This window comes from Spiroplasma endosymbiont of Dasysyrphus albostriatus (assembly GCF_964019495.1).
In the GTDB taxonomy this organism is placed as follows: domain Bacteria; phylum Bacillota_I; class Bacilli_A; order Mycoplasmatales; family VBWQ01; genus Spiroplasma_E.
In genome coordinates this window covers 114036-137878 of record NZ_OZ026447.1, presented here as the reverse complement: position 1 = coordinate 137878, position 23843 = coordinate 114036, and the positions used below count along the sequence as shown (strand labels likewise).

Sequence of the window (23843 nt, the reverse complement as noted above, 5' to 3'; positions counted from 1 at the left end):
TATGAATAATCATAATACTGAAATATTAACTGCTAAGTGATGTATGATAAATCTTCAAGAAATAATAGCAAATCATGCAAGTAAATTATTATGAGGTAATGGTTATACTTTAACAAGTGAACATCCAGAATATAAAAATGCTATTGAAAAATTAAAAGAATGAAATAATTTAGATTCATTATTTTATCAAGATTGTCATATTAAATCCGGTTATGGTTATAGTATTGTGCAAATTGATAGAAGTAAAACTGGAAGAATAGCATTAAATTTTGCTCAACCATATGCTCAATCAAGAGTAGCTAGAGTATTAGAAACTGAATATAGTGCATCAACATGGTCAAGAGTACAATATGATGACCAAAGTATTTATGTTAAAACAACATATACTCCAAATCAAATTATTAGATATTTTACTAGTGATACAGTTACTTTAGATGGTTTACAAGAAAAAATAAGTGAAGATTTAAAATTACCATTAATAGAAAATCATAATTTAGGTATTATACCAGTTAAATTTATGCAAAATTTACCTAAAAAGAATTTCTTTGGTGGAGTTATTGGTGATTATTATCCAGATATGACTGCTTGTAAAGGCTTACAAAAATTATTAAATCATACCTTTGAAATTATTTGAAAAGAACTTAAATATAATCGTTCAAGAGTATTTGCAGATATTACTCAACAAGAAATAAATCAAACTACAACTGCAATTGATATGAATGAATTATTTGGTGATTTTGTATTACAAGCAAATTTAAGAAGTCCGGGAAGTACTAGTGGTACACCACCAATTGCCATAATACAAGGTAATCCAGTATTAGATAAATATGCAGATTTTATACAATTTATTATTGATAAAGCGTTTGAAGGTAGTGGATATAGTCCAGTAAATGATACTACAAGTCAAAAAACAGAAGCAGAAGTATTAATTACAAATAGTAGAGATATGGAAACTACAAGAATTAAAAGAACTTTAAATCAAAGTGATTGAAATGAAATATTTCAAAGATGTTTTATTTTAATGGGATTAGATGGTGATAAATCTAAATGAACATTTGAAATTAAAGAAAATACTATTACAGATAGATTAAAATCACTTGAAATTGATGAAGTTGAATTAAGATTAGGAATTACTAATATTAAAAGAATTATTGTTAAAAGATATGGTGTTAGTGAAGAAGAAGCACAACAAATTATTGAAGAAAATAGAAAATATCAAAAAGAAGAAATTGAATTTAATAATACTTTTTTAGGAGAAACTAAAAATGATACCGAAAATAAATCATCAATTAATTAAAACAGTTTGAAAAAGTACAGGTGAAATTGAAAAAGATTTTACACAAAATAAAGATTTACAATTTCGTGTATGTCCTTTTACTATTATTTTAGGTGCTATAAATTCAACAAATGGTGGTTATAAACCACCAACTAGTATTCCTAATGATTATACTAGTTTTAGTAAGATATTCACTGGTAGAGAAGCAATACAAGCAGTTTGAGACCATTCTTATTATCCTATTCAAGATAAAGATAATCCAGATTTAGCATATAAACAATTACAAATTGGTGATGTATTTTATGGAAATATATTAAGTGACCAATTAGGTATTACTTATAGTGCTACACCAGCAAATAATGCTTTTATTCAAGAACAAGCAATTAAAAATGTAGTTATTAATATTCCAAATGAAAAAAAGAATTTTAATTTTATTAATAATATTGTTGCAAATTTATATAAGTTATATATGATTCCAGAAATTAATAAAGTTATAAATACTGATAAATCAATTAAAGTTGATAGACAGTGATATATTCTAGAAGTTGCTAGTAAAACTTATAATAATGAAAATAAAGAATTAGCATATATTCAATGTACTTTTAGTAGTTTAAATGATAAATTAGCAACAAGTGGATTAGCTATTAATCAATATGTACAATTAGGTGCACCTGGCGACCCAGTTGCATTACCAGCATTAGATGAAAATAATAATATTGTTTTGGATGGTAATTATTTAACTCCATTACCAGTTACTCATTGTCAAGTATCTTTTTATGGTTCAGTAAAACCTATTTCAATAGCATTATGAGGAAGAGATATTGATATTTCAGATAATACTAAAGAACATAAATATAGACAATATCCAACTAAATTATTATTTCCATGACAATAGACTTCTTGCAAAACTGTGATTATTATCATAGTTTTTAAATTTAAAATTTTATTTTAATAACACTTTTAATATTTATTAAAAATTATTATTCAAAATATGTCTTATTTTTTCTTCATTAAAATAGAACAAAAATTATTATTTAAAATAACAAAATTTAAAATATTAAATTTTTGAAGATTTTTAATTTAAAAGTTGTAAATTATAAATTGAAGCTATTAAATTAAATCTTAAAGCAAATCTTTTTCTTCTATTTCGATATTTTTCACTAATAATTTTAAATTTTTTCAGTATAGCAAAAATATTTTCTATAACAACTCTCATTTTTGAAATTTGTTTATTATTTTTCTTTTCTTCTCTAGTTAAAGGAATTTTCTTTGATTTTCTTTTTGGAATTAAAACATTAGGATGTATATTTTGTATTCCTTGATATCCCAAATCCACTAAAATAGTTGTTTGTGATAAAAATTTAACTTTTGAATCTTTTAAAATTTTAAAATCATGGTTTTTACCACAAGAAAAATAAGAACTTATAATTTTTTTACTATCTTGTTCAATTATAATTTGTGTTTTTATTGTGTGTTTTTTCTTTTTTCCTGAATAATATTTCTTTTGTCTTTTTTTGGGCGTTGGATAGCGCTTTCAGTAACATCAATAATAGCTGTTTTATCTTTAAAATTATTATTTAACAATGATTTTGCTCCATTAAGTTGCTGAAAATCAGGATGTTTTATTAAAGTATTTTCTATTCACTTGATATTTCTATAACAATTACTTTCACTAATTCCATAACTTTTAGCAATATGAAAATATGTTCGGTATTCACGTCAATATTCTAACGTCATTAATAATCTATTTTCTAAAGTTAATTTATTAGGTGTACCACCATTTTTAAACTTTTTTAATTCTTCTTTTTTTAAAATTTCTATCATTTTTTTAAAAACAATCTCATTTATACCAGTTAATCTTAATAGTTCTGCATTTTTAATAGCTTTTAATTTATCAAACATCATAAATTACCTATCTTTTTTTAATTTTAATTATATTTTAAAAATGAAAATTTTAATAGATAAGTCTCGCAAGAAGTCTAATATCAATGTTCAACTTATGACCCAGTAAGTTTTCAAGCATTACCAGAAACTAATTATGTTTTAACTGTACGTGGTGAAAGTACAATGGATAGTTATCAAGATTGACAAAAAGTAATTGCACCAAATTATGATGATGGTGCAACGAAGCATTATGAGGGACATTTAAGAACTAATGTTGAAAAAACTAAAAATACTAATAAAGTTGATGTTTCAAAGAGATTAGTAAATTATTGAGATAATAATTTTTTAAATGGTGCTGAAATAGAAGATTATAATTATGCAACTGCTGGTAATCCATATTTTCAATATTATAATAAAAATAATAAAAAATTTATTGGTAATACTCATTATAATATGAATAATAATAAATTTAAGCAATTAAATACTATAAATGCTTTACATTATTTTATTTATAATCCTATTAGTGAAATTCCTTTAACTCCAAGAGAAACAATTAAAATTAATCTTAATACTATTCCAGTATTTGGTTCATTTATGAATGTATTTGTTGGTGGTTTAGATATTGGTGCTAAATTAGTAAGTAATTTATTAATACCTCAATTTCAATATATAAATGGCTTAATATCTGCTGAATTATATACTTTTTATACAACATTATTATATAGTTCACAAAGTACTAATCCTGCATTAATTCCATTTGATGTTTTTAGAAATGATACACCAGATGCAATTCAATCAGTATTAGGAACAGCAAGTCATATGACATCATTTACATTTAATTTAACTGATATGATTAATTTACAAAATTTTAATATTAATGATGGAAGTATATCATCACAAGGAATTTATGATACTGTAAATTTAGGTCAATTAAATGGTAGTGGTGGTAAAGATACAGTTTCATTATTAGCAAAAGAAGAGAGTTCAACTCCATTATTAAATGCTCCAAATTTTACTAATACTAATATAGTAAAATGAGCAATTGATATGATTGATATTAAAGTTGTAGGAAAAAGTAATTTTAAAATAACATTTTATTCAATGCCAGATAATAGAGATGGTGCTGTTAATGATAATTTTAGTATTTGAAGTGGTACTTATCAAACAGTAGGTAAAGCAAGTAATAATAGTAGATTAATTCAAAATACATTTATTTTAGCAAATAATACTTTTAAATTTGACAAACCATTTAATTATCCACAAGCAATACAACCACCACCATTAATACCAAGAGCACATCCTATATTTATTGATTTAAGTAATCAAAGTCAATATGGGATTACAAATAGTATTATTAGTACTACACCAGAAAATAATAGTTATCAAATGAGACCTTATATAAATGAAGAATTAAGTGGTTATGGTAGAGCAATATTATTTTCATTTAAAGATTATGGTTATGATAATTTTGATAAATTTAAAGAAGATTATGAAAGTATGACATTTAATTTTAATTTTAATATGAGTGGTTCATTTCCATTGAAAGGAACATCAACAACTGGTAATAAAAAATCATGATTTACACCTATAAAAATTAATTTAAGTGATTTAAAAGATATTAATGAAAAAAATCCTCAATTTGAATCAAATAATATTAATTATAATAATAATTCTGGAAATCATAATGATGCTACAAATAATTGAACATTTAATATAAATAATAGTATTAATGAAGGTAAAAATAAACAAATAGCAACTTTAACTCCTAATGATAGTATTTCTAATACTTACATTAATAATTTATTATGAACCAATGATTTACCAACTACAACTGGTATAGATTCATTAGGAAGCGTTTGATTTAAAATAGTTGCTTATACTAGTTTTAATAAATTTATAGTATTAAGATATCAATTTATTTCAACCCTTACAAGTTGAAGTTATCTTGGAAGCACATTTGTAGCAAAAGCAGATTGAAATCTTCAAACTACATCATTAGTAATAAATCCAAAAAGTTCAACTTAGAAAGGTGGTGGTAATTATGTTAAATGAAAATGAAATGAAAGAAGGGAATAATATGGAAGAAAAAGAAAAAGATGAAAAACAAGAAAATGAATCAAAACCCGAAGAAAATGAATTAAAAACAGTAGAAAATGAATCAGAACCAGTAAAAAGTGAATCAAAGGAACCAGAAACAGAAGAATCTAAAGAACCAACTTTAGAAGATAAATATAAAGAATTAGAAGAAAAATATAATACTTTATATAAAGAAAAAACTGATAAAGATAGAAAAATTAGACATTCAGAAAGTTATAAAAAATATGATTTATCACAAGAAAATATTAATTTATTAAAAAGATATCTTGGAGATAAAGAAGATATTGATGAAGAATTATCAAATTTAAATAAAGATTTTCCACATTTATTTAATAATAAAAAAGATACAAATATTAGTAATTCTTTAGATGTAAAAGATAAATTTAAAGAAGATGAAGTAGATACTAGAAAAATAGGAATGGTAGGTTAAAAATATGGATTATAGTATGCATGAATTACTTAGTCAAATTGATTTAGTAAGAAAATCATTAATTATTATTAATGATAATAATTTAAAAAGATTACATGTAGAAGATTTATTAATTGAATTATTAATGAAATTAAAATAAAAAAAGAAAAGGTGAAATAAAATGGCAATTATTACAACACAATCAACAACAATTAATGACCCTAGTACACCTAGTGGTAAAGCGGATTTATCTGTAAAATATATTAAAAATTTAAAAGTTTTATTATCAAAGAGAGTAGCATTAATTAATGCAACAGTAGAAAATAGAGAACAATTAGATGCTGGTACTGCTGTTTATAATGTTACTAAAAGAAATCTTACAGAAGATTATACTGCTGGTGCTGGTGCTAATGATGTAACTGCACTTAGAACAGAACAAATTTTATTAAATAAAAGCAAACAAATTGGTTATGAAATTGAAACTCTTGACTTAAAAAGAATGGGAGCAAAATTTGAAAATGGTGGTATTACTATTGCTGATAGTCTTGCTAGTGATTGAATTGATGCAAAAGCAAAATCAGTAGAAGTATATTTAGTTGCTAAATTAATGCAATTAGCAGTTAAAACAGCACAAGATAATGACATTATTAAAATTGCATTACCACAAACTCCAAAAGTAGATGATTATAGATTATTATTATGATTAAAAATTTCAAATACATTAGCAACATTAAAATCAAGAATTAATGATGAATATATTGGTACTGATGAAGAAGATTATACATTATGAGTATCTAGTTTTTTTAAACCATTAATATTATTAGCAACAACTACATTAGGTAGTGATAGTGCAAGTCAAGCATTAAAAGATGGTAAAATTGTAGAAATTGGTGGAATTAAAATTGTAGAATGTCCATGATTAGGTAGAAATTATCCGGCTGGTAATACTATTGATAAACAAGAAGCATTTGATTTTAGAGGTTGTGATGCTGTATTAGTTCATAAAGAAGCATTAGCATTTCCATTTAATCGTGGTTTAGATAATACTTATTTATTACAAACAAATTCAAATGTTAAAAATTTTCATAAGTTTTTAGTTTCAGAAGGTAAAGCATTACGTCCAGATTTAGTTAAAGGATTTACAGTTAGTTCAAATGTAGATATTGCAACAGCAATTGAAAGAACTAAATTAGGAAAAATTGATATGGCGGGAGCAACACCAACTGCAGATGAAGTAGAAAAAGCAGTTATTGCTAAAAACCCTAATTATAGAAAAGGTAATGCTAATTTTTCAGATTTAACAGCAACAAGTGCTAATGTTGAAGGTAAAACTTTATATGATGGTTCTTTACAAGTAACTTTTACAAAGAAGTAATTTAAATGCCTATTATCTTACTTTTAAGAATAATATTAGAAACTGCTGTTAGTGATATTCAAACTGCTGAATTAATAGAAAAATTTAAAAAAAATAATAATTTATTTAATAGTTTTTTAAAAAATCCAGCAGGAATATTAAAAAATCAATTAATGTCAAAAGTATTAGGTCAAGGTAAATCACAAAAAGAATTATCTGAATTTCAACAAGTTTTACAAAAATTAACAAATTTACCAGTAATTCATAAAAAAATAATGACACATATTACTAATAATAATATTGCTAAATTACAACATATTCAAAAACAATATTTAAATGGTAAGTCATTAATGGATAAAGGTAAAGAAATTATTATTAATTCTTTAACTGAGCAAGATTATGATTCTATGATTGGAATTTATGTAAATCTTTCAAGTAGTGCATTAGCGGGTGGTATATGAACTCCAGTAATACAAGCACAATCTGGTACTTATGGCATTGCTACATTAACATATAGAACTAATTTAAGTAAATCATATGATTATTTTAATGTTTCAAGAGAAACTTGAATTGATATGTGTAAGTCTATGGGTGCTTATGGTACTGGTGCTAATAGTGTTTTTATAAGAGAATATTTAGGTGGAGTTAATAAAACTAGAAAAGAAATGAATGCTACTGTTAGAAAAAATGTTAATCAATTAAATATAGCAGTAACTAAACCTAATAAATCAGTTATTAGTACAGTTAATAAATCACAAGCAGTACAAGGATATGGAAGGTATAAAGATTATGGAAAACAAAAATAATATTGATTGAAATGTAAATTTAAATTATATTACAAAAGATGATTTAAAAACTATATATGGTTTTATACCAGATGCTGACCAAACTACTACTGATAATACTAAAACTGATTTTACTATTATGGCAATTGCTATATCAAGTGAAAGAATTAATACTATTACTGGTAATCAAATTGAAGTCATAGGATTTAAAAATCTTAATGAAACACAACAACAATTAGTTAAAAGAGCAACAGCAAGAATGACTATATATTATTTAACTGATGGAATGGCATTTATAAGAAGTAGTGTATCTATTAGTGGTAATGGTTTATCAAGTAGTATTAGTCCTCCAAGTGAACCAGATTATGTATTAATGGAAGTATATAATTTATTACAACAAGCAAATTTACATACACCAAGAAAAGCAATAAATAATAGTATTTCATGTAATACAGATAATTTTAATACACCTAATATTTTTGATGAAAGTGATAATAGAGTTATAACTTGAGATTCTGGTAATAAAACTTTTTTACGAAAAGAAGGAATTACTGCAGGAGTTGGTATAAAAATAGATGATATTAGTGATACTATTCCTAAATTAAAAATTCATGTTGATAGTAATATTGATTCATTATGAGAAGTTGATAAAGATAATCCTAATTTTATTAAATCCAAAGATAATAAAGGTATTGATGCTAATGGAAGAAGACTTATTGATGTTGGTACACCTACATTTTTAAGTGATGCAACCAATAAAGAATATGTTGATAAAAAACAAGATAAATTAACTGCTGGTGAAAATATTAAGATTGATGAAAAAACTAATACTATTAGTGCTACTGGTGGTAGTTCAGTTGATGAAAATAGAATATTTAATAATAAAGATGATAAAAATAGTACTACAAGATTAGTTAATGAAGTTATTAAAACTAATGTTGGAGGTAAAACTTTAATTTATAGAAATGAACCAGTTGTAACTGATGATTTAGATATTCCAAATAAAAAATATATAGATGATAAAATAGATAAAAAGCAAGATAAAGAAAATTGAGTTGTAATAGGAAAGAAAGTTGATAATAGAACATGAGATAATTTTAATATTGACCTTAATAAAACATATCGTGTATTTATAACATGACACAGAAATGCACCTGAACAAAATGGTTATCCATTAATGTTATTGTTTAAATCAGCAAAAGCAGTTGGAACTGGTACATGAACTCTTTTAATTGGTAAAATTGATAATAAAGATGCTTCTTTAATTCTTAAGGCTGATTATACTAAATCTACTAATAAATGAAGTTTATTTATTAAATGTGAAATTGATGGTGGTGCTATATTTAGTTTTGAAGAATTAAAAGAAAATACTTATCAAATTACTAGTAATACATTAAATATTACTTCACCAAGTGTAATTAATATAGATAAACCTATAAAAATTAATTCAAAAAGTTTAGAAACAAATGAAATAGAAGAAAATAATTGAGATATTGAATTAAAAAATAATCCTCCAACACCAAGTCCAACTATTCCACAATGAAAAGAAGTAGGAACAAGAGAAAAAAATAAATTAGATAATTGACAAATTACTTATGATTTTCAAGAGAATAAACATTATAGAATTTATTATTCTTGAAGTATATATAATCCAGTTTATACTATTCAAGAATTTATTATAACTAATAAAAAAATTGCTGGTGTACAAATACAAACCTTTAATGATAGTGCTAATATAGTAATTTTATCAGTTCAACATGCAAAATGGATTACTATTTATACTGGAAAAGGTAAATTAAAAGGTAATGTATGAAAATTAGAAGAATTACAGGAATAATATTATGTTTTTTAAAATTATAAAAATTATTTTAGGTTTAATAGGAGTAATTTTATCATCAGCAACAGCAGGTTTAATTATATTTATCATTTTAAAAATCATATTAAAAATTAATCAAATATTTTAAGAAAGGTGGTGATTAATATGGATACTACAACAATTATTATAGTTGCTAATTTATGTATTAATGGAGGTTATGTTTTAATTAAATTAGGAAAAGCATTCGTTGCTTTTGGTAAATCTTTAACAGACCCTAATAAAAAACAACTTAAAAAACAAAATAAAATTAATAAATTACAAAGTAAATTAAATTCTATTAATAAACAACAAGAAGTAAAAAGTATTTATTAATTAAAAAAATGCCTATTAAAGGCATTTTTACTTATTTATAAACTCATATGATTATAATCTCAATTTAATGAAGCATTATCATGATTTAATGGTACTTCGCTCATATTATCACTACCATAATATTGACTTGCAGTTTCACTATTAATAGTAAATCTATTGTCATTAATTAATCTTGCAGTTTCATCATTAAATGATGTTTCTTGCATTTCTTCATTATGATGTGTAGTTTCCATAGGTAATAAATTATGGATAATTTCACTTGCACCAGCAACAATTGTAGGTACTGCATAAGCATTATTAAAATCATTATTAATACCCATTGCTACACCACTTGATATTAAACATCCACCAGTAGCCATATTACAAATCTTTCTTATTGCTTCAAATTTATTAGGTATTAATTCAGTTAATCCACTAATAAGATTTGATATACCATAAGCATTTAAACTAAAATATGTATCTCAATCCATTAAATTATTAGGGTTATTATTTACTACAAATAATAAATCTGGTGGAAAAGGGTCAACAGTAGTAGTTGTTATTGGACTTTCTGTTGGATTTGGATTAATATCTACATTAGTAAATTTTGCATAATTTGCTAAACCAATTGTTCCTAAACCTAGTAATATTTTTTTACTACTATTAATTAATTTAGTTTTAGTATTTGGTCTTTGATTTAAATTTCATATATCTAAACCTAATTTTTTACCAAATAATAAACTATTAATTGAACCTAATACTGGATTACCTATTACTTGACCATAATAAGCACTTGTACCAATTATTGCACAAATTGGACTTATACCAGTTCTAATTAATTTAGTTAAAGTATAATTTGATTGTGTATTTTCGTTTGGCATTTTATTCTCCTTTTATAAATTTAAATTGCATATTTCCAATAGTATCTCTATTATTACCACAAATAATTAAATATCCAGTTTGATTATTTTCTAATATTCATGAATAATAAATATATTGTGGATATAATTTTGGATATAAATTTAATGCTAATAAATAACATAAAGCATCTTCTTTATTTTTTAATAGTCCAACTGTTGGACATTTTATCTCTTTAGGACTTTTTTCATTATAAAATCATTCAGTTCTAATGTTTCTCATTATTTCACATCCTTTTATGAACTCATCAGCACCGTAGTAAACGGTGGACTATAGAATTATAATGTTATCCAAATTTGTAATAATTCTATAGTTTCATTCTGTATAGATATAAAATTTTAATTAGGACTTACATTGACATATTAAATAAAATAAAGAAAGGAGCGGGTAAAAAGTATATGTCAAATGCCTAAATATTAATTATTTTCTTTAATTTCAATTATTTCTTTTCTAATTTCAGTTAGTTCTTTATTAATTGATAAAATTTCTTTAAATATACAATTTATTAGTTCTTGTTTATTACAAATTGCTTCTCAAATTTCATTATCTCTTTTCTTCATTATCAAAGTCTCCTAATTTTAATCTAACTATTAATTCTTCAATTTCTTGACATTGTTCATGTTCACATTTATTCATTATCAAAGTAACCTTTTTCTAAATATTCAATTATTAATTCCATATGTAAACATGAATGATTATTTAAATATTTAATTAATTTTTCTTTATTAATTTCAACTTTTTTCATTATCTAATACCCTTTCTATGTTCTCTTACATGTTCAATATTTTCTTCATCACCAATCATTATTTCTCCACAAAAAACACATTTATACTTTGTTCAATATCCCATTATTTATTCTTCCTTTTCTATAAATTCAAGTACTTTATAATAAGCAGTAAGTTTGCCGGCTTCTTTTAAAGAATCACATAAGCAAATACTAAGTTGTTTATTTAATCAAGTAATTAATTTCAGTCTATATTCATTTTTTAATATCATATTCATAAATTCGGTAGTAATCATTAGTTATTTCTCCTTATTAAACTTCAAAATTTTCTATTATTTCTTCTTCTTTTTCTAATTCTTTTATTTTAGATAAAGTAGAATTTAAGTCAGTATTATCAGTTGAATTAGTAATAGCATCAATAGTATCATGATATTCTTTAAACTTAGGATTTGAATCAATAATATCAATAATATGATTATTTGGATTATCAATATATATTTTTTCATTTTCAGTAATAATTGCTTGGTCATTTTCATAAGCAGTTTGCATGTCAACTGACATAATTCCCCATTTTCTTAATAATTGAGTTAATACAGTTTTTTTAGCCATACTATCAAAATCACTAACAATAAATTTTTTATTTTTTTTATATGTTTCACTATATTTATTAAAATGTTCTATTATCTGTTCACTTGTTCAATATAAATTTTTTTCAAAACCATTTTTTAATTTAAAATAAGCACAATAACCTACTATTTTTGATTTTAATCTTTCAATAGGATTTTCAATAAATTTAAATTTTATTTCATCTTTTAAATAATCAATCTTTTTTAATTCTCCTTCTCTAACTTCAATAACATTAATTTTTTTATATTGTTGACTTCTTTGCGCTAATTGAATATAACCTTTATATCCCATTTGAAACTGTGCTTCTTTAACAGTTATTCAATCACCTTTTTCATCTTTATATTTACGATTAAAAGGTACAACTCAACAATAACCAAAATTCTTTTCTAAAGGTAATTGTAATAATGTCGCTTGATAACATGCTTCTAATATTGTAGTTAAACTAGTTTTTGATAAACCTAATTGATTTTTAATTGCTAAAGCATTACTTTTAAATCTTTGTATTTCTTTATTATCAATATTACCTTGATTTTTTTTATTAAATCATTGTTCAATAGTTAATGAATTTTTATTATTAGTTAAATCATTACTCATTATTTTCTTCTCCTTTTTTATTTAATAATTCTAAAATTTCATCTAATTTTTTATTAATTTTTCCTAAATGTTTTAATAAAATTAAAATTGATTTATCCATAAGTTGCTTCCTTTGTAATTGTAATTTTTCCAAATATTAAACAATTTATAAATCCACTAATAAAAGTTAATATTCCACCAATGAAAGTAAATATAAAACCAATTATTAATAATGGAATAAACAATATTGCTATTGGTGATAATAATATCTTTGCTCATATTGGTAATTTTTTAGTCTTTTCTACTTTCATCTTTTAACTCCTTTAAATCTATTATCTAAATGTACTTCAATATTTTTACTAGGATTAATAACTAAATGACTATTAATCTCAATTCAATTATTTAGATTACTATCTAATTTTTTAGGTAATTTTTCAAATTCAATTGAATTACAAGAATAAATAGTTTTTTCTTTAATTGATTTTTCATTAATCATTTTTATTTCTTCTTAATCATTCTTTAATATTAGTTTTTAAAATATTTAGTTCTTTAATTTGACCTCTTAAAACATCTAATTCTCATACATTTATTTGACTTAAATTAATTTCTTCAATTTGATATTCTAAATATTCAATTCTGGCATTAATACTTTTCGTTAATAATTCATTAAAATTACATTTTTTATTTTTACAATATTCTAGTTTATATTCCATTTTGATTTTCTCCTTTAAAATAATTTATTTTTGCTTTTAATCATTCATCTACTAATTCATCTGTTATTTCAATTTCAATTTCTTTTTGAATATTTTTATTTGTTAAATATATATAGGTTTTAGTCGATATATCTATATTACTTTTAAATAATATTCAAAAATAAGCACTTAATTGTAATTTAATTCTTTTTAATTTATCTTCATCAATACAAGCATATGTTTTATAATCAACTAAATAATATTTATTTTCTTTTTTATCTAAATAAACTAAATCTGGTGTTCCAGCAATTAAACTATCATTAATAGGTTTTTCTATAATAAATTCATAATTATTTTTATCTTTAAATTTTTCTTTTAAAAACATAAGTGATTTTTTACAATAAGAATAATTTATTGAATTTGTTATTGGTTTTAATTTTTTTAATAAATTATTAATAATATTTTCTTGATTAATATTTTGTAAATATAATTCATTAAGTTTATGAACTCATTTACCACGAACTGAAGCATTTTTTAATATTTCTGCTGAGATATGACTATATCCAAATCCTAAATAATTATCAATAATTCTAGAAACTGATATTAATTCTTTATCATCTAAAAAATATTGATGAGTTTCTTTTTTAAAAATTAATTTACTCATATTTATTTCTACCTATTAATAATCAAAAACATTTATTACATAATCTATTACCAATTGAAGATTGTTTTCTACATCTATCACAAGAACCAACCATTCTATATTCTCTACATTCCATAAATATTTTTACCTTTCATTAATTTAATTAAGTTTTTTATTTAATTCCTTATTATTTAAATTTATGTCTAATTCCATTACTAATATTTCATATTTTTCAATATAAGCATCTTTAATTAAATGATGTTTATAATTTCTATGAAAGTTAGTAGCATTTTCTACAGTTGAAAAAGCCTTATATTTTATTTGACCAGTATAATTAACTTCATATTTTAATAAGTAAACATATTTCATATTTATTTTTCTCCTTTATTTTTTTTATTGTGTTATGATATTGTTAATGAGGTATGTATTTATATATAACCCCCCTTACGGTGTAGTGATTTAAAATATAGATAAAACAGGGGTTGTTGGTTAAGTGCTTCCTTTTGCTTTTACAAATTAATCTCAATTAAATTCACTTAACAATTCTATTTACATCTTAAATGCACGCTTTTATCCTGATATAGAAGTATTTACATAAAGTACTCACCATTTGACTTCTACGACAGTTTTATGAAGTTTTAATCTTTTAACAAAAAAAGAACGATAGTTATATCGTTCTTTGTTATCCATTTATTAATCTAAGGGTTAAAGTGATGCGCCCCGGCAGGACGTATGAGATTAACCCTTAGAATTATGAGTAACATTAACAATATAACTGCAAATTCTATGATTTGTTAATTTAATTATAACATATATTTTAAAAATATTAAAATATATAATTTCAAAATTACATTTAAATAACACAAAAATTCTAATCTTAAAATTAGAAATAAAAAATATTAAGTTTTAACTTATTAAGTACTATTAAGATAACTTCTAGTATTTAAATAATTTGCTTTTGCTATTAACATATTATTTAATGTTTGATAATTATATATTTTTGCTCCATTAGTTAAAGATTTTAAAAAATGATATACATCACTTTCAGCACTACATCCTATATTTCATGAAGCATTTTGATTAATAATTCCTTGTTCATTATTTTTAAAATAATTATAAGTTTTTTTAGTAACTTTATTATGATTATTTTCTAAAATAGTAATTAATTGATTATAACTACCATTTGAAAAAGTAGTTGTTACATCTAAATAATTTGTTCAATCAAGTGCTTTCTTTTGATGTTTACCACGAACATTAACAAAAGATTTTCATAAATAACTATAAGCATGATATTTATCTAAAATATAATAACAACCCAATCAACTAGCCATTGCTCTAATTCATAATGCACCATCACCAGCAACTACTAAATTATAATTATTATATTCTCAATTAATAGCAAATATATTTAATTTAATATCATAATAATTATTAATAGTTTGCATTGTAAAATTATGTAATTCTTCTTGTTTTGGAGCATTATTAGTTTTAAATAACATAAATGAAGTTATTTTCTTTTGTAATTGATTTCTATATGAATAAATTTCTTTTCTTCCTAAATTATAAGTTAAAAGTCTACAACAATATTGTTGTTTTAAACCATTTTCATCTCAACAAGTTATATAAGCATCATCTGCACATATATTTAATTTTTCATTATCTAATACTTTAAATTTTTGTTCTGGTATAAATTTTTCAATTTTTACATTTTTAAAAATTCTTGAAATAAGATTTTTAGAAAAAGAAGTATATTTAAATTCTGATTGAATATTAAAATAACCTTTTTTTGATATTAAATTTTCAATTAAATTATCTAATATTGCAAAATATAAATCATTAGTAATTCTTGCTCTTTTTTTAATACCAAATTCTTCATAAATTGGATAATAAGTTTTTTTATTTATTTCATCTCAATAAACTCTTTGTTTAAAAGTATCCATTCCAATTGGAGTATTTACTGTTCTATTACATGTTCAAGCAACTTTATATTGATTTTTATCTCTATTTAGAAAAAAATATTCATCATAATCATGGATTTTTTGAAAATATTTTGCTAAAATATTAGTGATTTCAGATTTTAGAAATTCTTTAAAACTAAACATTTTTTAACACCTTTCTATTTATTTTTTTTCCTAACTATTCTAACAAATTTACTAAATTATTGTTGAAAAATGTTTTGTTTTAGAGTATAATATTAAAGAACGATAAAATAAACTGCAAATTCTATTTACGTTTAAAAGATAACTTTTATTAGTTATCTTTTCTTTTTTAATAAAATAATGTACAATAAAGAAAAATATAAATAGAAAAGGAAAATGAAAGTGGAATATATTGCATGATGAATATTATTAGGAATATTTATAATTAGTATTTTAGGGTTTATAGGTTTATATGGTTGAAATCTATGTGAAAAAAATAAAGTTTTTGGAGTATTATTCTTAACTATTTTTCTTAATATTATAGGAACTTTTATTGGTTGTATGATTATATATAAAAAACAAAATCCAGAATTTAAATTTTGAAAAAGTTTAGGAAATAAAATTAAGAAAATGTTTAAATTTAAAAAAAGAAATAAAAAAATAGCAGTGTAATGCTATTTTTTGTTATAATTATATTATAAAAATTAAATAAAAAAATATATGAAGTAATTAATAAAGTTAATAAGTTATTTTTGTCAGACTTAACTTAAAGATTATATTAATTATATCATAAATTTTTGTGTTTTTAAAGCATATGAAAGGAGATTTTTATGTGCAAGAAGAAAAAATAAAAATAAGAACAATTTTTAATGATGCTACAAAATTAAGAGAATCATTAGAAAATTATTTTATTCATTGTAAAGAGTTTGATGAAATACCTACTAAATTAGGAATGTTAATTTATTTAGATATAACTGAAAATACTTTAAAAAAATGAAAAGAAAAAAAGAGAAATACTTTTTTACAACAAATTAATTGAGCGCATTCTCAAATTGAACACTTAAATTTACAAAGATATTTAAAGTCACACTCTTCTAATTCTTCATGATATTTAGAAAGAGCATATGTTAATAAATATCACTTATCTACTAAAATTGATATAAAAAATAATGATAATACCACCCCTATAGCAATTAGTTTAGAAAATAAGAGTAAAAATAAATGTTAGAACATTTTGGTTATCTTAATGATATTTTAAAACAAATGTATTATAAAAAATCTTTAACTGTAAAAAGAATTGACCAATTAGGTAGTCGTAAATCTGGTAAAACTATTCAAGATTTTGATTTTGAATGTAAAGCAACTGTATTACCTAATACAAAAGTTAAAACTTATGTTTTTAGAAATATGAGTGAACAATTATATGATACTTGAAATCAATTAAAAAATAGATGAGTATTATTTGCAATTGGGTTAGATTATACACTTTCTGAAACACGTAAAACTATTAAATATAAAGATAGTGAAATTGAATGTCGTGCTTTATATAAACAAAATAATAGTGAAATTAAATTAACTGGTTTACCAGATAATTCAAAATATGATTATGTAATTAGACATGTTGATGAAGCACATCAAATTGCTGAAAAAGATTGACAAGATATGGCAGATGCTATACGTGGTTGTAGTCAATTACTAGAAATTAATAGTTGTAATCCTTGAAGTATTTTAAATTATTATATTAAAAATGTAGTTACTTATTATCCACAAAATGAAAAACAAATAATTAATGAATATGAACAATTTTATTTTAATGAAAAAGATAAAAGAATTGTTCATTATCAAAATTGAAAACTTAATTATTTATTACCAAAACATGAAGGTGAAAGTTTATTAGAATTAGAAGCTCTAGACCCAATATCTGCAAGAGTCAGAAGTCATGGTTTAGTAGGTTATGAATCTGGTGGAATATATACACATTTAATTCATAAGATATCACGTTTATTACAACCAAGTTATAGATTTAGTGCTGGATTAGATTATGGGTTTAAAGATGATGCTTTAGCATGTTTATTAATAGGTTTTGATTATAATTTTAAATTTGTTAATGTTATTGATTGTTTAAAAATAGAAAATAAATTAGTACGTTATGATAATAAACAATTAGCAAGATTAGTAGTAGAGTTTTATATTAAATTAGCAAAAGAAAATAATTTGTTATATGAATATGGTTTAACAGTATATTGTGATTTTAGTAATTATACATTTATTGAAATGTTAAATGATACAGCAATTAAATATAACGTTAATTTATGGCTTTATTTTAAAGATTGTGTGAAATTAAGGTTAGAGTTTAGAATAGGTAAGAATGTGGCTTTAATGGCTTCAGAACGCTTAAATATAAGTATGAATGCACAAGAATTATTAGATGAATTTAGATTAGCAATATGAGATGAAAAAAGTATTAAACAAATACCTTTGCCGGGTAACGACCATTTACGTGATGCTTTTGATTATGCTATAGAACCATATATTAGAAATTTAAGTGCAAATATAAATCCTTATTTTGAAAGGAAGTAACATATGAATAATCATAATACTGAAATATTAACTGCTAAGTGATGTATGATAAATCTTCAAGAAATAATAGCAAATCATGCAAGTAAATTATTATGAGGTAATGGTTATACTTTAACAAGTGAACATCCAGAATATAAAAATGCTATTGAAAAATTAAAAGAATGAAATAATTTAGATTCATTATTTTATCAAGATTGTCATATTAAATCCGGTTATGGTTATAGTATTGTGCAAATTGATAGAAGTAAAACTGGAAGAATAGCATTAAATTTTGCTCAACCATATGCTCAATCAAGAGTAGCTAGAGTATTAGAAACTGAATATAGTGCATCAACATGGTCAAGAGTACAATATGATGACCAAAGTATTTATGTTAAAACAACATATACTCCAAATCAAATTATTAGATATTTTACTAGTGATACAGTTACTTTAGATGGTTTACAAGAAAAAATAAGTGAAGATTTAAAATTACCATTAATAGAAAATCATAATTTAGGTATTATACCAGTTAAATTTATGCAAAATTTACCTAAAAAGAATTTCTTTGGTGGAGTTATTGGTGATTATTATCCAGATATGACTGCTTGTAAAGGCTTACAAAAATTATTAAATCATACCTTTGAAATTATTTGAAAAGAACTTAAATATAATCGTTCAAGAGTATTTGCAGATATTACTCAACAAGAAATAAATCAAACTACAACTGCAATTGATATGAATGAATTATTTGGTGATTTTGTATTACAAGCAAATTTAAGAAGTCCGGGAAGTACTAGTGGTACACCACCAATTGCCATAATACAAGGTAATCCAGTATTAGATAAATATGCAGATTTTATACAATTTATTATTGATAAAGCGTTTGAAGGTAGTGGATATAGTCCAGTAAATGATACTACAAGTCAAAAAACAGAAGCAGAAGTATTAATTACAAATAGTAGAGATATGGAAACTACAAGAATTAAAAGAACTTTAAATCAAAGTGATTGAAATGAAATATTTCAAAGATGTTTTATTTTAATGGGATTAGATGGTGATAAATCTAAATGAACATTTGAAATTAAAGAAAATACTATTACAGATAGATTAAAATCACTTGAAATTGATGAAGTTGAATTAAGATTAGGAATTACTAATATTAAAAGAATTATTGTTAAAAGATATGGTGTTAGTGAAGAAGAAGCACAACAAATTATTGAAGAAAATAGAAAATATCAAAAAGAAGAAATTGAATTTAATAATACTTTTTTAGGAGAAACTAAAAATGATACCGAAAATAAATCATCAATTAATTAAAACAGTTTGAAAAAGTACAGGTGAAATTGAAAAAGATTTTACACAAAATAAAGATTTACAATTTCGTGTATGTCCTTTTACTATTATTTTAGGTGCTATAAATTCAACAAATGGTGGTTATAAACCACCAACTAGTATTCCTAATGATTATACTAGTTTTAGTAAGATATTCACTGGTAGAGAAGCAATACAAGCAGTTTGAGACCATTCTTATTATCCTATTCAAGATAAAGATAATCCAGATTTAGCATATAAACAATTACAAATTGGTGATGTATTTTATGGAAATATATTAAGTGACCAATTAGGTATTACTTATAGTGCTACACCAGCAAATAATGCTTTTATTCAAGAACAAGCAATTAAAAATGTAGTTATTAATATTCCAAATGAAAAAAAGAATTTTAATTTTATTAATAATATTGTTGCAAATTTATATAAGTTATATATGATTCCAGAAATTAATAAAGTTATAAATACTGATAAATCAATTAAAGTTGATAGACAGTGATATATTCTAGAAGTTGCTAGTAAAACTTATAATAATGAAAATAAAGAATTAGCATATATTCAATGTACTTTTAGTAGTTTAAATGATAAATTAGCAACAAGTGGATTAGCTATTAATCAATATGTACAATTAGGTGCACCTGGCGACCCAGTTGCATTACCAGCATTAGATGAAAATAATAATATTGTTTTGGATGGTAATTATTTAACTCCATTACCAGTTACTCATTGTCAAGTATCTTTTTATGGTTCAGTAAAACCTATTTCAATAGCATTATGAGGAAGAGATATTGATATTTCAGATAATACTAAAGAACATAAATATAGACAATATCCAACTAAATTATTATTTCCATGACAATAGACTTCTTGCAAAACTGTGATTATTATCATAGTTTTTAAATTTAAAATTTTATTTTAATAACACTTTTAATATTTATTAAAAATTATTATTCAAAATATGTCTTATTTTTTCTTCATTAAAATAGAACAAAAATTATTATTTAAAATAACAAAATTTAAAATATTAAATTTTTGAAGATTTTTAATTTAAAAGTTGTAAATTATAAATTGAAGCTATTAAATTAAATCTTAAAGCAAATCTTTTTCTTCTATTTCGATATTTTTCACTAATAATTTTAAATTTTTTCAGTATAGCAAAAATATTTTCTATAACAACTCTCATTTTTGAAATTTGTTTATTATTTTTCTTTTCTTCTCTAGTTAAAGGAATTTTCTTTGATTTTCTTTTTGGAATTAAAACATTAGGATGTATATTTTGTATTCCTTGATATCCCAAATCCACTAAAATAGTTGTTTGTGATAAAAATTTAACTTTTGAATCTTTTAAAATTTTAAAATCATGGTTTTTACCACAAGAAAAATAAGAACTTATAATTTTTTTACTATCTTGTTCAATTATAATTTGTGTTTTTATTGTGTGTTTTTTCTTTTTTCCTGAATAATATTTCTTTTGTCTTTTTTTGGGCGTTGGATAGCGCTTTCAGTAACATCAATAATAGCTGTTTTATCTTTAAAATTATTATTTAACAATGATTTTGCTCCATTAAGTTGCTGAAAATCAGGATGTTTTATTAAAGTATTTTCTATTCACTTGATATTTCTATAACAATTACTTTCACTAATTCCATAACTTTTAGCAATATGAAAATATGTTCGGTATTCACGTCAATATTCTAACGTCATTAATAATCTATTTTCTAAAGTTAATTTATTAGGTGTACCACCATTTTTAAACTTTTTTAATTCTTCTTTTTTTAAAATTTCTATCATTTTTTTAAAAACAATCTCATTTATACCAGTTAATCTTAATAGTTCTGCATTTTTAATAGCTTTTAATTTATCAAACATCATAAATTACCTATCTTTTTTTAATTTTAATTATATTTTAAAAATGAAAATTTTAATAGATAAGTCTCGCAAGAAGTCTAATATCAATGTTCAACTTATGACCCAGTAAGTTTTCAAGCATTACCAGAAACTAATTATGTTTTAACTGTACGTGGTGAAAGTACAATGGATAGTTATCAAGATTGACAAAAAGTAATTGCACCAAATTATGATGATGGTGCAACGAAGCATTATGAGGGACATTTAAGAACTAATGTTGAAAAAACTAAAAATACTAATAAAGTTGATGTTTCAAAGAGATTAGTAAATTATTGAGATAATAATTTTTTAAATGGTGCTGAAATAGAAGATTATAATTATGCAACTGCTGGTAATCCATATTTTCAATATTATAATAAAAATAATAAAAAATTTATTGGTAATACTCATTATAATATGAATAATAATAAATTTAAGCAATTAAATACTATAAATGCTTTACATTATTTTATTTATAATCCTATTAGTGAAATTCCTTTAACTCCAAGAGAAACAATTAAAATTAATCTTAATACTATTCCAGTATTTGGTTCATTTATGAATGTATTTGTTGGTGGTTTAGATATTGGTGCTAAATTAGTAAGTAATTTATTAATACCTCAATTTCAATATATAAATGGCTTAATATCTGCTGAATTATATACTTTTTATACAACATTATTATATAGTTCACAAAGTACTAATCCTGCATTAATTCCATTTGATGTTTTTAGAAATGATACACCAGATGCAATTCAATCAGTATTAGGAACAGCAAGTCATATGACATCATTTACATTTAATTTAACTGATATGATTAATTTACAAAATTTTAATATTAATGATGGAAGTATATCATCACAAGGAATTTATGATACTGTAAATTTAGGTCAATTAAATGGTAGTGGTGGTAAAGATACAGTTTCATTATTAGCAAAAGAAGAGAGTTCAACTCCATTATTAAATGCTCCAAATTTTACTAATACTAATATAGTAAAATGAGCAATTGATATGATTGATATTAAAGTTGTAGGAAAAAGTAATTTTAAAATAACATTTTATTCAATGCCAGATAATAGAGATGGTGCTGTTAATGATAATTTTAGTATTTGAAGTGGTACTTATCAAACAGTAGGTAAAGCAAGTAATAATAGTAGATTAATTCAAAATACATTTATTTTAGCAAATAATACTTTTAAATTTGACAAACCATTTAATTATCCACAAGCAATACAACCACCACCATTAATACCAAGAGCACATCCTATATTTATTGATTTAAGTAATCAAAGTCAATATGGGATTACAAATAGTATTATTAGTACTACACCAGAAAATAATAGTTATCAAATGAGACCTTATATAAATGAAGAATTAAGTGGTTATGGTAGAGCAATATTATTTTCATTTAAAGATTATGGTTATGATAATTTTGATAAATTTAAAGAAGATTATGAAAGTATGACATTTAATTTTAATTTTAATATGAGTGGTTCATTTCCATTGAAAGGAACATCAACAACTGGTAATAAAAAATCATGATTTACACCTATAAAAATTAATTTAAGTGATTTAAAAGATATTAATGAAAAAAATCCTCAATTTGAATCAAATAATATTAATTATAATAATAATTCTGGAAATCATAATGATGCTACAAATAATTGAACATTTAATATAAATAATAGTATTAATGAAGGTAAAAATAAACAAATAGCAACTTTAACTCCTAATGATAGTATTTCTAATACTTACATTAATAATTTATTATGAACCAATGATTTACCAACTACAACTGGTATAGATTCATTAGGAAGCGTTTGATTTAAAATAGTTGCTTATACTAGTTTTAATAAATTTATAGTATTAAGATATCAATTTATTTCAACCCTTACAAGTTGAAGTTATCTTGGAAGCACATTTGTAGCAAAAGCAGATTGAAATCTTCAAACTACATCATTAGTAATAAATCCAAAAAGTTCAACTTAGAAAGGTGG

At 22.7% G+C, this 23843-nt stretch carries 30 protein-coding genes; 16 read left to right on the top strand and 14 right to left on the bottom strand.

Features of this window, described 5'->3' with window-relative positions:
* The first annotated feature begins 1 nt into the window (after nt 1).
* Together AACL11_RS00955 and AACL11_RS00950 are read left to right on the top strand one after the other, a co-directional pair.
* Complete coding sequence (locus tag AACL11_RS00955) at nt 2–1297, top strand: hypothetical protein (RefSeq protein WP_338986865.1); 1296 nt, start codon at nt 2–4, stop codon at nt 1295–1297.
* Nucleotides 1266–2171, top strand: a complete 906-nt coding sequence (locus tag AACL11_RS00950) for a hypothetical protein (protein ID WP_338987836.1) — start codon at nt 1266–1268, stop codon at nt 2169–2171. Before AACL11_RS00955 ends, AACL11_RS00950 begins: the two co-directional genes overlap by 32 nt.
* 180 nt (nt 2172–2351) lie before the next feature.
* Here AACL11_RS00950 and AACL11_RS00945 read toward each other — a convergent pair.
* Nucleotides 2352–3181, bottom strand: a protein-coding gene (locus AACL11_RS00945) for an IS5 family transposase (protein WP_338986605.1) whose coding sequence is annotated in 2 segments (ribosomal slippage) — nt 2352–2785 and nt 2785–3181 — 831 coding nt in all. Because the reading frame shifts where the segments join, the coding sequence is not laid out codon by codon here.
* A 162-nt stretch (nt 3182–3343) separates the two neighbouring features.
* On the opposite strand from AACL11_RS00945, the gene AACL11_RS00940 reads away from it, so the two are divergent.
* The 8 genes from AACL11_RS00940 to AACL11_RS00905 are packed head-to-tail and all read left to right on the top strand — an operon-like array spanning nt 3344 to nt 9993.
* Nucleotides 3344–5185: a hypothetical protein gene (locus AACL11_RS00940; RefSeq protein ID WP_338987835.1), complete on the top strand. Its 1842-nt coding sequence runs from the start codon at nt 3344–3346 to the stop codon at nt 5183–5185.
* 16 nt (nt 5186–5201) lie between these two features.
* A complete protein-coding gene (locus AACL11_RS00935; protein WP_338987834.1) occupies nt 5202–5687 on the top strand; it encodes a hypothetical protein in 486 nt (161 codons plus the stop codon).
* Between the two features lie 16 nt (nt 5688–5703).
* Nucleotides 5704–5826, top strand: a complete 123-nt coding sequence (locus tag AACL11_RS00930) for a hypothetical protein (RefSeq protein ID WP_338987833.1) — start codon at nt 5704–5706, stop codon at nt 5824–5826.
* A gap of 21 nt (nt 5827–5847) precedes the next feature.
* A complete protein-coding gene (locus tag AACL11_RS00925) occupies nt 5848–7041 on the top strand; it encodes a hypothetical protein (RefSeq protein WP_338986874.1) in 1194 nt (397 codons plus the stop codon).
* A 5-nt stretch (nt 7042–7046) separates the two neighbouring features.
* Entirely contained in the window at nt 7047–7826 is a 780-nt protein-coding gene (locus tag AACL11_RS00920) for a hypothetical protein (protein WP_338986877.1), read from the top strand.
* Nucleotides 7810–9642, top strand: coding sequence for a hypothetical protein (locus AACL11_RS00915; RefSeq protein ID WP_338987831.1), 1833 nt, complete (start codon nt 7810–7812; stop codon nt 9640–9642). Before AACL11_RS00920 ends, AACL11_RS00915 begins: the two co-directional genes overlap by 17 nt.
* A gap of 4 nt (nt 9643–9646) precedes the next feature.
* The gene (locus tag AACL11_RS00910) at nt 9647–9769 is read left to right on the top strand and encodes a hypothetical protein (protein WP_338986882.1); all 123 of its coding nucleotides are present in this window, start codon (nt 9647–9649) and stop codon (nt 9767–9769) included.
* 17 nt (nt 9770–9786) lie between these two features.
* Entirely contained in the window at nt 9787–9993 is a 207-nt protein-coding gene (locus tag AACL11_RS00905; protein ID WP_338986885.1) for a hypothetical protein, read from the top strand.
* 35 nt (nt 9994–10028) lie between these two features.
* On the opposite strand, the gene AACL11_RS00900 is transcribed toward AACL11_RS00905, so the two are convergent.
* The 12 genes from AACL11_RS00900 to AACL11_RS00845 all read right to left on the bottom strand — a co-directional run bounded on the left by AACL11_RS00900 (nt 10029) and on the right by AACL11_RS00845 (nt 16251).
* Nucleotides 10029–10853, bottom strand: a complete 825-nt coding sequence (locus AACL11_RS00900) for a hypothetical protein (protein WP_338987829.1) — start codon at nt 10851–10853, stop codon at nt 10029–10031.
* Nucleotide 10854: 1 nt separating this feature from the next.
* Nucleotides 10855–11112, bottom strand: a complete 258-nt coding sequence (locus tag AACL11_RS00895; RefSeq protein ID WP_338986890.1) for a hypothetical protein — start codon at nt 11110–11112, stop codon at nt 10855–10857.
* Nucleotides 11113–11306: 194 nt separating this feature from the next.
* Complete coding sequence (locus AACL11_RS00890; RefSeq protein ID WP_338986892.1) at nt 11307–11450, bottom strand: hypothetical protein; 144 nt, start codon at nt 11448–11450, stop codon at nt 11307–11309.
* Between the two features lie 292 nt (nt 11451–11742).
* On the bottom strand, nt 11743–11910 hold the full coding sequence (locus AACL11_RS00885) for a hypothetical protein (RefSeq protein ID WP_338986895.1): 168 nt from the start codon (nt 11908–11910) through the stop codon (nt 11743–11745).
* A gap of 16 nt (nt 11911–11926) precedes the next feature.
* Nucleotides 11927–12835, bottom strand: coding sequence for a recombinase RecT (locus tag AACL11_RS00880; protein ID WP_338986898.1), 909 nt, complete (start codon nt 12833–12835; stop codon nt 11927–11929).
* A 92-nt stretch (nt 12836–12927) separates the two neighbouring features.
* Entirely contained in the window at nt 12928–13125 is a 198-nt protein-coding gene (locus tag AACL11_RS00875) for a hypothetical protein (protein ID WP_338986901.1), read from the bottom strand.
* Nucleotides 13116–13310 (bottom strand): hypothetical protein, encoded by a 195-nt coding sequence (locus tag AACL11_RS00870; protein WP_338986904.1) that lies wholly within the window; start codon nt 13308–13310, stop codon nt 13116–13118. The genes AACL11_RS00875 and AACL11_RS00870 overlap by 10 nt, the downstream gene beginning before the upstream one ends.
* Nucleotides 13303–13527 (bottom strand): hypothetical protein, encoded by a 225-nt coding sequence (locus AACL11_RS00865; protein WP_338986906.1) that lies wholly within the window; start codon nt 13525–13527, stop codon nt 13303–13305. Before AACL11_RS00865 ends, AACL11_RS00870 begins: the two co-directional genes overlap by 8 nt.
* Nucleotides 13517–14170, bottom strand: coding sequence for a PD-(D/E)XK nuclease family protein (locus AACL11_RS00860; protein ID WP_338987828.1), 654 nt, complete (start codon nt 14168–14170; stop codon nt 13517–13519). Before AACL11_RS00860 ends, AACL11_RS00865 begins: the two co-directional genes overlap by 11 nt.
* Complete coding sequence (locus tag AACL11_RS00855) at nt 14163–14285, bottom strand: hypothetical protein (protein WP_338986909.1); 123 nt, start codon at nt 14283–14285, stop codon at nt 14163–14165. The genes AACL11_RS00860 and AACL11_RS00855 overlap by 8 nt, the downstream gene beginning before the upstream one ends.
* Nucleotides 14286–14308: 23 nt before the next feature.
* On the bottom strand, nt 14309–14518 hold the full coding sequence (locus tag AACL11_RS00850) for a hypothetical protein (RefSeq protein ID WP_338986911.1): 210 nt from the start codon (nt 14516–14518) through the stop codon (nt 14309–14311).
* Nucleotides 14519–15063: 545 nt separating this feature from the next.
* Nucleotides 15064–16251 carry an Mbov_0401 family ICE element transposase-like protein gene (locus AACL11_RS00845; RefSeq protein WP_338987840.1) on the bottom strand — a complete coding sequence of 396 codons (1188 nt, stop codon included), beginning with the start codon at nt 16249–16251 and terminating at the stop codon, nt 15064–15066.
* A 213-nt stretch (nt 16252–16464) separates the two neighbouring features.
* Between AACL11_RS00845 and AACL11_RS00840 the strand changes: the two genes are divergently transcribed.
* The 5 genes from AACL11_RS00840 (at nt 16465) to AACL11_RS00820 (ending at nt 20821) form a co-directional block, all read left to right on the top strand.
* Nucleotides 16465–16740, top strand: coding sequence for a hypothetical protein (locus AACL11_RS00840; RefSeq protein WP_338987839.1), 276 nt, complete (start codon nt 16465–16467; stop codon nt 16738–16740).
* Between the two features lie 160 nt (nt 16741–16900).
* Complete coding sequence (locus tag AACL11_RS00835; RefSeq protein ID WP_338987838.1) at nt 16901–17296, top strand: terminase small subunit; 396 nt, start codon at nt 16901–16903, stop codon at nt 17294–17296.
* Nucleotides 17290–18648, top strand: coding sequence for a hypothetical protein (locus AACL11_RS00830; protein WP_338987837.1), 1359 nt, complete (start codon nt 17290–17292; stop codon nt 18646–18648). Before AACL11_RS00835 ends, AACL11_RS00830 begins: the two co-directional genes overlap by 7 nt.
* A 3-nt stretch (nt 18649–18651) precedes the next feature.
* Nucleotides 18652–19947: a hypothetical protein gene (locus AACL11_RS00825; protein ID WP_338986865.1), complete on the top strand. Its 1296-nt coding sequence runs from the start codon at nt 18652–18654 to the stop codon at nt 19945–19947.
* Nucleotides 19916–20821 carry a hypothetical protein gene (locus AACL11_RS00820; RefSeq protein ID WP_338987836.1) on the top strand — a complete coding sequence of 302 codons (906 nt, stop codon included), beginning with the start codon at nt 19916–19918 and terminating at the stop codon, nt 20819–20821. The genes AACL11_RS00825 and AACL11_RS00820 overlap by 32 nt, the downstream gene beginning before the upstream one ends.
* 180 nt (nt 20822–21001) lie before the next feature.
* On the opposite strand, the gene AACL11_RS00815 is transcribed toward AACL11_RS00820, so the two are convergent.
* Nucleotides 21002–21831 (bottom strand): IS5 family transposase gene (locus AACL11_RS00815; protein ID WP_338986605.1). Its coding sequence is split into 2 segments (ribosomal slippage): nt 21002–21435 and nt 21435–21831, totalling 831 coding nucleotides; the frame shifts between segments, so codons are not numbered across the junction.
* A 162-nt stretch (nt 21832–21993) separates the two neighbouring features.
* Here AACL11_RS00815 and AACL11_RS00810 point away from each other — a divergent pair.
* Entirely contained in the window at nt 21994–23835 is a 1842-nt protein-coding gene (locus AACL11_RS00810; protein WP_338987835.1) for a hypothetical protein, read from the top strand.
* The last annotated feature ends 8 nt before the right edge of the window (nt 23836–23843 follow it).